Genomic DNA, 13,042 nt, shown 5'->3' on the forward strand with positions numbered 1-13,042 from the left:
CAGCGTTTAACAGTCCTTGTCTGCGCTGGTGGCTTTACCAGCGGCCACGTTGCGCGTGCGTTCCGTCTGTACGTCGCGCAGCACCCAGCGGCCGCCATCCAGCTGGTAGCTGACGATCGAGTCCACTTCGCGCTGGGGCTCGCCATCCGCTTTCGCGTAGTACAACGAGGTGACCCGGTACTCCAGCGTATCGCCCTTGCGGACTGAGCTGCGGATCGCGCTCGAATCAGGCGCATCGGTGCCAACCGGCCCCGTACCAAACGCCGCGCTGCTGGCCAGTTGGTTGTAATTCGCAACATCCGAAATTACCTGTGTGCTGTCCGGTGCCGCGTGGGCTTCGTTGAACGTGGTTTGAAGGGCAAAGGCGGCGAACAGGAGAGCGATCGTGATTCTGGGCGAGGGCATCAGCGGTTCCTTTGTTGTGAGGGTTGTCAGAATCGCTGACCGCCGCCACGCGCTAAAGTTCGGCGCGCGCCATGATCGTCCGGTTGTGGCTGACCACCTACAATATCGCGGCATGGAATCAACCACTCACTCAGCCCCCAGCCCCGGCGACGACCTGCCCCGCGCGCTCGGCGCCTCGGCGGCCACCGCGCGCTTCCGCAGCGAGCCCGGCGATTTTCGTGTCGACGAGCAGATCGACGTGCCGGAGCACGCCACCGGCGCGCACTGGTGGCTGCGAATCACCAAGACTGGCATGAACACCAAGGACGTGGTGCGCCTGCTAGCGGAGATGGGCTCGGCCAAGCCCCGGCAGGTGGGCTATGCGGGCCTGAAGGACCGCCACGCCGTCACCACGCAGTGGCTTTCGCTGCCCCTGGAACATGTCGATCCAGAATCGCTCGCCGAGCGCTTGCCGGCGGGCCTTGAGTTGCTGGACTGGAAACGCGCGCGCCACGCCATTCGTCGCGGTGGCCTGCGCGGCAACCGGTTCCGCATCCACCTGCGCCATGTCGACGGCGACCGGGACGAACTTTCCGCACGGCTGGGTCGCATCAAATCGGGCGTGCCGAACTACTTCGGTGATCAACGCTTTGGTCACAGCGGCCAGAACCTGGCGCGGGCCCGGCGCCTGTTCGCCGGCGAGCTGACCCGGGTGCCGCGTTTCGAGCGCGGGCTGTACCTTTCGGCGGCGCGTAGCTGGCTGTTCAACCTTGTGCTGGCCGAGCGCGTCCGGCGCGGCGACTGGAACCGCCTGCTGCCCGGCGAGGCGGTGATGCTGGACGGCTCGCGCAGCCGCTTTCGCCTGGACCGCGACACCCTGGATGACGCCCAGGCCCTGGCGGAACTCCAGGGGCGACTGGACCGCTTCGACATCCACCCCTCTGGCCCGCTGCCCGGGCTGGGCGAACCGGCGGCCGGCGATGAGTGCCTGGCGCTGGAGAACGAAGTGCTCGCGCGCGAGCCGGAGCTGTTGGCCGGCCTTGAAGACTGGCGGCTGAAGGCTGAACGGCGCGCCCTGCGGGTGGTGCCTGGAGAACTGGAATGGGACTGGGAAGCGTCCGGTGATGCCGTGAACCTGGTGCTGTCGTTCTCGCTGCCGCCGGGCGCTTTTGCGACCACGGTGTTGCGAGAGCTCATGGTGTTGCTTCCGCCGGATCAGGCGCCAGGCTAACGCCAGGGCTGCCCCACCACGTAGCCGTCTATAATCCCCTGATGCTGAGAATTTTTGCCGCCACCGTCGCCGCACTTTTTCTTGCCGGCGCATCCGCTGACGACGTGGTGACCACGTCGGTCGATGACTTTTCCGTCGTCCACAGGTCGAGCCTGCCGGCAGAAGGTGTCACCGGCGTAGCCGGCCAGGTCTCCGATGCGCAGCGCCGGGTGCTGGCCTGGCTCGGCCAGTCTTCGACCTGGTCGGGGCCGCCCTATGACAAACCCATGCGCGTGCTGATCGACCCCGACACCCACACCCCATCGCAAATGCGTTCGACCATTTTCGTGCCGGAAGCGCGGGTGCTGAGCGCACTGGAGCAGGGTGACCTGGCCAGTGCGGACCTGGGCATCGTGCACGAGGTCACGCATGTGCTGGCCGCCAGCGCATTTCGGAAAGACCGCGACCGCTTCTACGATGATGGTCTGGCTGTCTACCTTCAGCACCGTTTTGGCCCGGCCGTCAGCTACCCCACCTTCGGCAAGGCATTGCATGTCGCCACTGCGAACGCTGCGGCGGAGCAGGGTGGCCTGTTGCCATTGAGCGAGGTTGACCAGGCGCGGCGCTCGACCGAGTCTCCCTTGCGGTTGCTTGGCTATCTGCAAGCCGGCTCGTTCACCCAGTTCCTGGTCGACAACTTTGGCATCGACGCCTACTTCCGCATCTACCAAGGTGAGGACATCGCCGCCGTGACGGGGCAGCCTTTCAGCGCGCTCGAGGAACGCTGGCGCGCCTTGATCCAGGACACCGGCAACCCAGGATAGGGCGCTCAGTTTTCGAGCAGCTTCCGCCAGACCTCCATCGCGTCTTCCAGTCCGGCCTGGTACAGCCGCGCGCCGGTTTCGGCGGACGCCAGGTCCGGTTCCGAACCGATGCGACCGTCGGCAAACCGCTGGCGGTAGTCGTGGGCATCACGGATCGGCCCCTTGGGTGCCCGTTTCGGCTCCAGCGTCGCCTGGCGTTGCGCGTTCGGGTAGGCATCCCAGGTGAGCGAGATCTCTGACGGCGTGGCGTGCCAGCCCTCGGCATCGCCAAACAGCTCTTTTGATATTTCGCCCATGCGCGGGCCCATGAACCAGTTGAACAGTTCCAGCACCAGGCCGGACTCACCACCGGCCAGGCTGGCATCGGCGTAGATATCGGCAAACGCCGCCTGCACCGTGGCGATATTGCCGCCATGTCCGTTGAAAAACAGGAAGCGCCGAAAGCCCTGGCTGGCCAGCGAGGTGACCACATCGCGGATCACCGCCATCAGCGTGGTCGGTCGCAACGTGATGGACCCGGGGAAGGCCAGGTGGTGCTGCGCCATGCCGATGCTCAGCGTCGGCGCCACCAGCACGCCCTGTTCCGCCATGCCGCCGGCGATGTGCTCCGGGCAGATGGCATCGGTGCCGACCAGCCCCGTCGGGCCGTGCTGCTCGGTCGAGCCGATGGGGATCAGGATGGCGTCGCAGGTTTCCAGGTAGTCGCGGATGTCGGGCCAGGTAGCCAGTTGGAGTTTCATGGTGGGGTTTCCGGAAATCAGGACATTGAGGTCAATGTAGCGCTGGTCGACTCAAAATGCATACATTCAAAGCCCGACCTTTCTTAACCACCCTTCACTTGCTCGAGAAAACCATGGGCCATGAATGGGAAGATGCCAATGACCGGCTCACGTCAGTTCGTCCAGTCCATGTCGTGTTCGGTAGGCTCGCTTGGCCACCGCTTCCAGCTGCAGTTTGCGGTTGCTGGCAATGACATTCGGGTCACGATAAGGCCGTCCATGATCCAGGTGTAGCGCATTCGCGGTCCAGCGCACCGTCAGCGGCGTCACCCCGTACAGCGCCAGGCGGTTGCCGAAGTCGCCGTCCTCGTACCCATATCCAAAGCGGTTGTCGAACCCATTGACCTGCAGGCAGTCCTCGCGCCAGCACGACGCATTTGCGCCCAGCCAGTAGAGTGTCGTCGGCGAATGATCGTTTAGCCACTGACGTGCTCGCCGGGGTAATGCGAGCTTTAGGTATCGCCGGTCCAGCCGCCATCCGGCATGGGCCAGCCAGCGGACGGTGAAGACTTCGCCCGAGGCAATCCCCTCGCGCGCCACCTGCCCGGTTTGCCGGGCATTCAGGCGGATCAGGGCGCCGTTCAGGTAATGCCGGGGTAGGGCATGTCGCAAGTGCTCGGCGACGAATCCCGGGTGTGCCACGCAGTCACCGTCGATGAAGACCAGGTAGTCCGCATCGGTGGCGTGCACGGCACGGTTCAGGACCAGGGTTTTTCGAAAGCCCTTGTCAGGCTGCCAGATATGTTTCAGCCGGTCACGGAACACCGGGTCGTGTGCTTCGATGACGGAACGGGTTTCAGCCCCGGAGCCATCATCGGCGATCAGCACGGCGAAGTTGTCCGTGTCCTGCAGGCCCAGGGCAAACAGGCAGCGGTCAAGGTGGGCGGGCTGGTTGTACGTAGAAACGATGACCGCCACGCTGTCCGGTCGCGATGTCGACGTGTGGCTTGCTTGCATGAAAGGCCGCTCCTGTTAGTAAAGAAATCGAAAGGAGTTAACCGTTCCAGGTGTTCCCTCATGGGTTTCTGCGTAATTCGACCTTGAAACCAGACATTTTGAGTTGAATACATGCCGTCACTTTGAAACACATCTGGGGGATGTTGCTGCGCCATGCCGATGAGGTCGTTTGGGCCGTGCTGCTCAGTGGAGCCAACCGGGATCAGCACCGCGTCGCAGTGCTCAAAACATTTTTTGATGTCAAGCCAGGTGGTGGGTCAGGGGCTTTATGGTGCAGCTATCAACACTTGTGGGGTCAGAGTAGGGGGTCAGAGTAAAGGGTCAGGGTAAACATGTGCAGCACACCTAAACGGCCACGACCGCGAACTGTCGAAGCGCCCAACTGACCAGGTACGCCAGCATGAGCACGGCAAACAGGGCATGAAACCGCTCAGAGCGAATGAACATGGCCGCGAAACAGAGGCCGGCCTGCAGGAGCGTCAGGGCCAGGTACTCCACCCCAAGTGAGCTGATGTAGTCGCCGCCCTTGATCGCCGTATCGCCAACGTCGATGAAAAACAAAACGCCAATCAGTCCGAAGAACCACTTTCGCCGGGCATAGAAATAGCCCCGGTAACCATCGAAGTCTTCCATGTTGGTTGGAAACATCATCGCGCACGCCAGGAATAGCACGACTGCATAGAGGATGACGAACAGGTAGATCGGCAACGTCCAGGTTTCGATCGTCCCCAGCCGGAATTCCCACCACCACCAGAAAACCAGGTTGAAGAACAGGTTCAAGACCCATAACAGGTGTACCCAGTACGGCCGGTGCCGGTCCGATTGCTGGATCACGCTGACCACGCCTCGCAGCAAATGTGCGATTCCCAGGCCGATGATAATGGACGTCAGTACCGCGATGTATTCGAACATGTCCATGTGTGATGGTCCTGCAGTCCGTGGCCAATGCCCCACATTATCCGAACTCAATGCGAAATGGCGACCGAAGTGGTCCTGCAGGGGCAAAGTGGCGCCGCCGACCAGGTGTTCCGGTTGAACACGTCGAACCATTTTGAAACACTCATTCGATGCTAAACCTCGCCAGCTTCCACCTCCCCGAGAACGAAATCGACTTCAAGGCCGTCCGCGCGCAGGGCCCCGGCGGCCAGAACGTCAACAAGCTCGCGACTGCCATCCAGTTGCGCTTCGATATTTCCGCCAGCTCACTGCCGGATGCCGTCAAGCAGCGTCTGCTGATGACGGCCGACAGTCGCATCAGCAATGACGGCGTGTTGGTCATTAAGGCCCAGTCCCACCGCACCCAGGAGCGCAATCGCGCCGAGGCGCTGGAGCGGCTTGAGCTGTTACTCGAGTCCGTTCGGCGCGCGCCCAAGGCCCGGAAGAAGACGCGGCCCAGCAAGGCGGCGAAGGCCAAACGCGTGGACGAGAAAAAGAAGCGGGGCGAGCTGAAAAAGGCGCGGGCGAAGCCTTACTGACCAACTATTTAAAGAGTATCCATGATCGCGGTGTGAACGAACTTCCAGAAGCATGTCGGCCTTTTCCTTGGGTGTCAGAAATTGCGATAACACTGCCTGTCAGTCGCAAAGCCCGTACGCTTTCCTTTAGACTCAATGGTATGGAAGTTTCCGTTGGGGCAAGTCATTGCGTGTGTTGGTTTTTCTGTGAGAAATAGCTCCCAGACAGATTCGATGGCGGGTGGGCCGAGTGAGTCTTCGGGGAAGGCGTTTGAGCAGCTGCTCACAGCCGTCTACGGCGAATTGCGCAAGATCGCGCATTTCCACCGGCTGAATGAACGACAGAACCTGACGCTCCAGACCACGGCCCTGGTTCACGAGGCCTACCTGAAACTTGCTGAAAGTGACGCGATCGCCAGGCCGCGGGATGAGCGCCACCTGAAGGCCCTGACGTCCCGCATTATCCGGCATGTGCTGATTGACTACGCACGCAGGAACAACTCGCAAAAACGTGATGCAGGTGCCGTGGTGGACGACCCGCTTGCGCCGGATGGCACGGCGCCCGAGCTGGACGTTGGCATCCTGGACCTTGATGCGGCCATGCAACGGCTGGCCGGGCACTCAAAGCGCCTGGAGCAGGTGGTGGAATATCGTTACTTTGGCGGGATGAGCAACGTCGAGGTCGCCGAAACACTGGGTGTTTCAACCAAAACGGTCGAACGCGACTGGCTGCGGGCCAAGGTGTATCTGCTCGATGATCTCGATCAGTCGGCCTCGCCTGCCTGAGGACGATCGCCGACCGTGGCAATTGGCGGGGCCGGGGATAAGCCCCAGCTTTGATTGATACGGTTCAGCAGTTCGGTAAATCGCGGGTCATTGACCTTGTCCCCAAGCAGGTCGCGGAACAGGTAGCGGGCCGAGAGTATCGCCCAGTCGGAGTCTTCGTCCCAACGGCGGACAGACTCGAAAGCGCTCCACGCGGCTTCGTCCTCGCCCAGCGACAGTTCCACCAGGCCCACAAGGAAAAGGTGTGCCCCTCGTTGCTCTAGCTCCGCCAGAACCTGGCGCGTCTCGTCCAGTTGCCCGAGCTTTGCTAATGCCAATGCGCGGGTAGCCAGCGGGCCTTCGCCGGCCCAGGGAATGGACAAACCCGCCAGCAGGTCGGCCGCTTCTTCATATCGACCCAGGTGGTAGAGCACCACGCCCTCGTAGAACTCGATCGAGTCCCAGTTTGCGCGTGGTAGCTGGCTGAGATGAATCGCGTCGTACGCCTGTGTTGGGTGCCCGGTAACCAGCAGCGAGAACACCAGGTTGCTGAAGGGCTCCAGTGCCAGCGGGTTGACCTCGACGGCCTTTTCAGCGGCATCCAACGCTTCTTCAGGTTCGCCGAAAAGCAGTGCGGCCCAGCTCATGCGGCCCAGCAGGTCGGCGTTTTCCGGGCTCAGCTCAAGACTGCGGCGGGCATTCACCAGGGATTCATGGCCATTGAGCTTCAGGTAGTTCACGCCGCCAATTGCGCCGTAGGCTTCACCCAGGTCGGGCGCGAGTTCAACGGCGCGGTCTGCGGCCGTTTCCGCTTCTTCCAGGGCGCCGGGTGGCAGTTCGGTCCCGTAGTCGATCAGCAAGGTAATCGCATCGGCCACGCCAACCCAGGCCATGGCATAGTCCGGGTCCTTCCGGGCGGCTTCCCGAAACAGCGCCAGGGCCTGGCGCATTTCCGCGGTTTCGCGCATGTCGAGCAGGGTTCGGCCCTGCACGTAGAGCCGGTACGCCTCCAGGTCCGTCGCGGGTTTCGACGGCGGTGGATGCACAGCCTCCCTGGGGATCCGCGCCTGTAGTTTTTCCGCGATGTCGTCGGCGATCTCGCCCTGGACGGCAAACAGGTCGTTCACGCCCAGGCTGCGCCGGTATTGCTCTGTCCAGACCTGGGCGCCGTCATTGGGGTCAATCAGCTGAACCATGATGTTGATCTGGTCGTCATGTTGCTGGACGCTGCCTTCAAGCAGCCACCGCACATGTAGCGCCTGTGCGATCTGACGGGGTGAGTCGGCGCTCGCCTGGTACTGCCTGACCGACTGTCGGGCGATGACTTTCAGGTCGGACACATCGGCCAGGCGCAACAGCAGGTCGCCATGGATGCCGGCCGACAGCGGCTCGGACGTGCCTTCGCCGACAGCCGTGAAGGGCAGAATGGCAATGGAGTGATCTTCGGCCACCCCGGTGCGTTGTGGCGCGCGCGGTTCTTGCGGCCCGGTGAAGAACACCATGCCGATGATGACCAGCACCAGTGCCAGCAAGCTGGCCAGGGCATAGCGATGTCGCGAGGCCAGGCGGCCCGCCTTTCCCAACAGCGAGGTGTGCCGGGCGACGATGGGGCGACCGGACAGGCAGTTGTCGATATCGTCGGCCATGGCCTGTGCCGATTCGTAGCGGTCCCCGGGTTCGGTGGCCAGCGCTTTCAGGCAGACCCAGTCGATGTCGCAGGGCCGGCCTGCACCGCCTACTTCGGTAGGCGGCCGGGGTGGCTCGCCGACCGGCAGGCGGCCAGCCAGCAAGTGGTAAAGCACCAATCCAAGCTGGTAGACATCCGATGCCGGGGAAGCGGGCTGCCTGCGCAGTTGCTCGGGTGATGCGTGCGCGGGCGTCATCAGCGCAGGCCCGGTGCCCGTGAGGTCGGCTGCGGGTCCTCCGGATTGCAGCTGGGCGATACCGAAATCCAGCAGTTTCACATCTCCGGCCTCGTTGACCATGATGTTGCCCGGCTTGAGGTCGCGGTGAACGACGCCCCTGGTGTGCGCGAAATGAACGGCCTTGCAGACCCGCTGCATCAGCCTCAGGCGGTCCTGGCTTGGCAGGTCCCCGTTGGCGCAGTGGGTGACGATGTCCTGCCCCTTCACATACTCCATGACCAGGAAGGGGCGCTCGTCGTCGGTGGTCCCGCCGTCGAGCAGGCGGGCGATATTCGGGTGTTCGAGGTCTGCCAGGATCTGTCGTTCGCGCAGGAACCGTTGCATCCCCTGTGCTTCGGCCTGGACGCTGTGCATGACCTTGATGGCGACCCGTTGCTGGTACTGGCCGTCGGCCCTTTCCGCTTCGTAGACGCTGCCCATTCCGCCGCTGTCGATCAGCGCGGTGATTCTGTAAGCCCCTAACTGGGTTCCCGGCTGCAACGCCAGTGATGCCTCCTTCTCGCTGACACCTTGCTGTATCGCCTGGTATAGGCTTTCGGGGTCGGTGTCCGCGGGCGGGACTGGTGTGTCTTCAAGGAAGTCAGTGGAGTTTTCGGCAAGGGCCAGGTAGCGCCTGATCACGGCCTCCAGTGCGACATCACCCTCGCAACACGTCACAAGGAACGTGTCGCGATCTGCACCCTCATACTCGAGGACGCGGTTAAAGATCTGGTCGGCTTTTTGCCAGTCGCTGGGCAATGACTAACACCCTGTTTCCGATAAAAATTCAGTCTGCAGCATTGATTGTGACAGGTTCCCGGTGCGAATGTCCGTAATACACTGTTACGCTTGTCCGCCATGGACACCATCTCTGAATTGGGGGAGTAAAATTTTTAAAGGGGAAAAGATGACGGTTACAGATAACGAAGTCAGCAAGGACAGCCAACTCGTCGACCGTGCATGGAACGTTCTGCAGGACCTGATTGATGGCGTGGTCGTGCGCGAAGTACGCCACGTGCCACGGGACCACGGTGTGATCACCGAGATGTACCGGGAAGAGTGGGACGATACCGGGCTGCCCGTTCACCAGGTTTACCAGTCTCGGCTTTATCCTGGCGCGATCGGCGCCTGGAGTTGCCACCAGGTCAGCATCGACCGGCTGTTTGTCAACCAGGGCCATATCAAGGTGGTGCTTTACGACGGCCGGCCTGAAAGCGGGACGTTTGGGCGCATCAACGAGTTTCATGTGGGCGACATGCGCCCGGCGTTGGTCAAAATACCAACGGGTGTGTGGCATGGGTTGCAGAACCTGGGGACTACCGATGCGTTGGTGGTGAACCTGCCGACGCTGCCATACCAGTACGAGGATCCCGATCACTACCGTCGTCCTTTCGATACCGCGGAGATTCCGTACGACTGGAATGTCTCGGGGGTCAGCCGGGTCCGGTCCGTCAAGGAAGGCTAGCGGCGGATGGCTGCGCCGTACGCCACGGTTCTGCTTCCCACCCATGAGCGCCACCAGACGCTGGCACTGGCGCTGGCCAGCGCCCGGGCGCAGACGGTGGAGAACATCGAAATTCTCGTGGCCTGTGACGGTGCGACCGGCGACGTTCGGGAGGTTGCGGCGAGCGCTGCCCGGGACGATGCGCGGATCCAGGTTCTGGACCTGCCGAAAGGCCACAACAACGGTGGGGTGGCGCGGGCCAAAGCGCTTGAACGAGCACGGTCTGACCGAATTCTCGTATTGCAGGACGACGACCTGTGGTTTCCGGAGCACGTGGAAACGCTGGCCCCGATGCTGGACCGGCATGACGTTGTCACCGCGGCGACCCTGGCTGTGCGGCCATCGGGCTCGGTTTGCGCCTGGGTCAGCAATTATGCCGATCCGGGGTACCGCAAACTGGCGCTTGAAGCCGGACTGAAGCTCGTGTTTGAAGCCCATTACGCCTTTTCTCATCGCAGCTACCAAAGGCGCGGCGTGGCATGGGAGCGCGTCGAAAAACGAGGGAATATCAAGCGCTTGCTTGACGCGCACCTGGCCGACCCCTCCGTGCGCTGGGGCAGCACCAGCGAAGCAACTGCACTGTCGTTCAATTCCCCGGTGTTTGAGCAACTGCCCGGCAGCGGTTGGGCCGAGGCGCTGGCGCATTGGCTTGGAAAAATGCAGCAGGGGTTGAAGGCCGAAACAGTCTTGCGAGAAGCGCACTGGGGCCCGACGCTGTGGTACGCGACAAGGCGCGTGCTGCCAGAACCGGACGATACGCTTGATGCCTACCTGGCTCGTTGCGGGCTTGATGGCTCGGGCGCGAAGACCGAGCGTAGCCTGCAGCTATACTTGTCCGCGGATCAGAGGAAGGACCTGGAGCAGTGTTTCAGCCTCTGCAAGCATGGCAGGTTATCGACCGGTATCTCAATGGACATGGCGCTCGACCTTGCCGAGCCTTTCGCCGGGCCACTTCCGCTGAATTGGCCCAAATTGTTTTGTAGTGTGTCTGATGCATCGTGGGTCGACTCGTTGACCGACCAAAAGCTGGGTGCGATCGATTCAGGGCGCCGCGGAATCCTGTTGGCCATTGCCGCGTACAAGGCCTTCACCGCAGGCGATGTGCGGGCAGGCAAAGAGTATTTACGGCGGGCGCGTGAACAAACCCGCCTGCATGAGCCAATATTCCAGGCTGTTGCGGCGCGTATGCCCCGACCAGGACATTCCGCGTTAGATAAGATGGGCGGGGAATAGAATAAGAAAAAGGAGCATGGATGTGCGATTGAATCATGGACTGATTATTGTTTTGTTGTTGTGTCTGCCCGTCACGCTGATGGCACAGACGACGATCGAGGAATTCACCCGGTTGCCTTCGTCCAGGGACGTCAAGATCTCCCCGGACGGCAAACATCTTTCGGCGGTATTTCGTCGAGACGGCGAGGACCTGCTCGGGGTCCTTGACCGTGCGACACGAGAGCCCATCGCCTCGTTCAAGGTCAGCGGCAAGGGCCGTGCCGTGGGCGAAGTCACCTGGGTGAATAACGAGCGCATCGTCTACACCGTCACCGAGAGTTACCACTGGAACAAGCAGCGGTTCAGCAACGGCGAGTTGGTGGGCGTGAATGTCGACGGCAAGAAGCACCGCTTGATATTCGGTTATCGATCCGGTGAGAGCACGCTCAACACGCGCATCCAGAAGAACAAGGCCAACTACGGCAACCAGGAGATCATCGACCTGCTGGAAGATGATGAAGACCACATCCTGATTGCGTTCTACCCCTGGCGGCTGGTGGGCAACATGTGGATGCACGATCCCGGTGCCCAGACGCTGATCTACAAGCTGAACGTCTACACCGGCAAGACCAAGAAAGTGGATGTCCTGCCCTACGCGAATGCCAGGGCGATTACCGACAGCCAGGGTGTTGTGCGCTTTGCGGTGGCCGTGAATGACAGCAACAACATTGTCATTTCCTTCAAGCCCAGCGCAAAAGCGGACTGGCAGGAATGGCAGCCGGAAGACCTTGATGCGGAAGACGTGACCCCGCTGAGCTTTACCGCGGACGACCAGAAAATCTACATGCTGGCGAACGTGGAGCAGTCCACCCAGGGTTTGTACCTGTTTGATTTCCAGACCAAGGCTTTCGAACAAGTGGTGCACGATGAAGACGTCGATATCACCATGCTGATCCGTGACTTCTCCGACCACCGCGTAGTGGGTGTGGGTACGGACCTGGGCTTGCCGAAGTACAGCTACCTGGACGGCAACGACAAGAAGGTGCAACTGCATCGCATGTTGTTGAAGGCCTTCCCCGGCCAGGACGTGGTCATCACCAGCGCCACTGAAGACGGCGCTCTGGCCATCGCGTTTGTTTACTCGGATACCAACTCCGGCCACTACTACCTGTTTGAAACCGAGAGCCTGCAGGCGTCCTACCTGCTGAGCAAGCGCAAGTGGCTGGACCCGGACGCGATGGCGCCCACGAAGGCGATGACCTTTGAGACCCGCGACGGCGAAACCATCCACGGGTATGTCACGCTACCCAGGGGCAAGGGGACAAACCTGCCGCTGGTGGTGCTCCCGCATGGCGGGCCGCATGGTGTGCGCGACTACTGGGGTTTCGACTGGGAAGTGCAGTTGCTAGCCAGCCGCGGTTACGGCGTTCTGCAGGTCAACTTCCGTGGCAGTGGTGGCTTCGGCCTGGACTTTGAAAAGTCCGGTTTCGGCAAGTGGGGCACGTTGATGCAGGACGACATCACCGACGCCACCCTGGCCCTGGTCGAATCGGGCGTTGCCGACGCCAGTCGGATCTGCATCTACGGCCATAGTTATGGCGGCTACGCCGCGCTGATGGGTGCCGTACGCGAACCGCAACTGTACCAATGCGCCATCGGTTCCATGGGCGTTTACAACCTGCCGATGATGTTCAAGGAAGGCGATATTCCGGACCGGGCCAGCGGCCTGGCCTACCTGAAACAGGCGCTGGGCGAAGACCAGGCGGACCTGCAGGAACGCTCCCCCGCATACAACGCAGACAGGATCGAGGCCGACATCCTTCTGATCCACGGCGCCCGTGACGAACGCGCGCCTATCGAGCAGGCCGAGTCGCTGAAATCGGCGCTGGACGATGCCGGCAAGTCGTACCAGTGGCTGGAAATTGGCGACGAGGCCCACGGTTACTACGACGAAGACAACCGCCTGGCGGTGTACGAGAAAGTACTGACGTTTCTCGATGCGAATATCGGCGACTAAGCGTTATTCCGCGCCGCTATGAATGAAGCCAG

At 61.7% G+C, this 13,042-nt stretch carries 12 protein-coding genes; 7 read left to right on the forward strand and 5 right to left on the reverse strand.

The genetic code is table 11. From position 1 onward, the window contains the following. Window positions 1–6: 6 nt before the first annotated feature. Window positions 7–405 (reverse strand): hypothetical protein, encoded by a 399-nt coding sequence (locus F3N42_RS00540; RefSeq protein ID WP_150862421.1) that lies wholly within the window; start codon window positions 403–405, stop codon window positions 7–9. A 112-nt stretch (window positions 406–517) separates the two neighbouring features. Here F3N42_RS00540 and truD point away from each other — a divergent pair, with 112 nt between their 5' ends. Both truD and F3N42_RS00550 read left to right on the forward strand, forming a co-directional pair. Beyond that, window positions 518–1,615, forward strand: a complete 1,098-nt coding sequence (truD, locus tag F3N42_RS00545; RefSeq protein WP_150862422.1) for a tRNA pseudouridine(13) synthase TruD — start codon at window positions 518–520, stop codon at window positions 1,613–1,615. A 41-nt stretch (window positions 1,616–1,656) separates the two neighbouring features. Next, window positions 1,657–2,418, forward strand: coding sequence for a hypothetical protein (locus F3N42_RS00550; protein ID WP_150862423.1), 762 nt, complete (start codon window positions 1,657–1,659; stop codon window positions 2,416–2,418). A gap of 5 nt (window positions 2,419–2,423) precedes the next feature. Here the strand turns inward: F3N42_RS00550 and F3N42_RS00555 are convergent, their stop codons facing one another. From F3N42_RS00555 to F3N42_RS00565, 3 genes are all read right to left on the reverse strand, one after another. Next, the gene (locus F3N42_RS00555; protein ID WP_150862424.1) at window positions 2,424–3,158 is read right to left on the reverse strand and encodes a creatininase family protein; all 735 of its coding nucleotides are present in this window, start codon (window positions 3,156–3,158) and stop codon (window positions 2,424–2,426) included. A 147-nt stretch (window positions 3,159–3,305) separates the two neighbouring features. Continuing rightward, window positions 3,306–4,154 carry a glycosyltransferase gene (locus F3N42_RS00560; protein ID WP_150862425.1) on the reverse strand — a complete coding sequence of 283 codons (849 nt, stop codon included), beginning with the start codon at window positions 4,152–4,154 and terminating at the stop codon, window positions 3,306–3,308. Between the two features lie 345 nt (window positions 4,155–4,499). Further along, the gene (locus F3N42_RS00565) at window positions 4,500–5,072 is read right to left on the reverse strand and encodes a hypothetical protein (protein WP_150862426.1); all 573 of its coding nucleotides are present in this window, start codon (window positions 5,070–5,072) and stop codon (window positions 4,500–4,502) included. Window positions 5,073–5,221: 149 nt separating this feature from the next. Between F3N42_RS00565 and arfB the strand changes: the two genes are divergently transcribed. Continuing rightward, window positions 5,222–5,629, forward strand: coding sequence for an alternative ribosome rescue aminoacyl-tRNA hydrolase ArfB (gene arfB, locus F3N42_RS00570; protein ID WP_150862427.1), 408 nt, complete (start codon window positions 5,222–5,224; stop codon window positions 5,627–5,629). Between the two features lie 153 nt (window positions 5,630–5,782). Beyond that, the gene (locus F3N42_RS00575; protein WP_191621137.1) at window positions 5,783–6,394 is read left to right on the forward strand and encodes an ECF-type sigma factor; all 612 of its coding nucleotides are present in this window, start codon (window positions 5,783–5,785) and stop codon (window positions 6,392–6,394) included. Here the strand turns inward: F3N42_RS00575 and F3N42_RS00580 are convergent. Continuing rightward, a complete protein-coding gene (locus F3N42_RS00580) occupies window positions 6,373–9,036 on the reverse strand; it encodes a protein kinase domain-containing protein (RefSeq protein WP_150862429.1) in 2,664 nt (887 codons plus the stop codon). The two genes, F3N42_RS00575 and F3N42_RS00580, sit on opposite strands and share 22 nt — an antisense overlap. A 148-nt stretch (window positions 9,037–9,184) precedes the next feature. Between F3N42_RS00580 and F3N42_RS00585 the strand changes: the two genes are divergently transcribed. From F3N42_RS00585 to F3N42_RS00595, 3 genes are all read left to right on the forward strand, one after another. After that, entirely contained in the window at window positions 9,185–9,742 is a 558-nt protein-coding gene (locus F3N42_RS00585; protein ID WP_150862430.1) for a dTDP-4-dehydrorhamnose 3,5-epimerase family protein, read from the forward strand. Between the two features lie 6 nt (window positions 9,743–9,748). Continuing rightward, window positions 9,749–11,014 (forward strand): glycosyltransferase, encoded by a 1,266-nt coding sequence (locus tag F3N42_RS00590; RefSeq protein WP_150862431.1) that lies wholly within the window; start codon window positions 9,749–9,751, stop codon window positions 11,012–11,014. 79 nt (window positions 11,015–11,093) lie between these two features. Then, a complete protein-coding gene (locus F3N42_RS00595) occupies window positions 11,094–13,010 on the forward strand; it encodes an alpha/beta hydrolase family protein (protein ID WP_191621138.1) in 1,917 nt (638 codons plus the stop codon). Window positions 13,011–13,042: the final 32 nt, after the last annotated feature.

Source organism: Marinihelvus fidelis (genome assembly GCF_008725655.1).
GTDB classification, from domain to species: domain Bacteria; phylum Pseudomonadota; class Gammaproteobacteria; order Xanthomonadales; family SZUA-36; genus Marinihelvus; species Marinihelvus fidelis.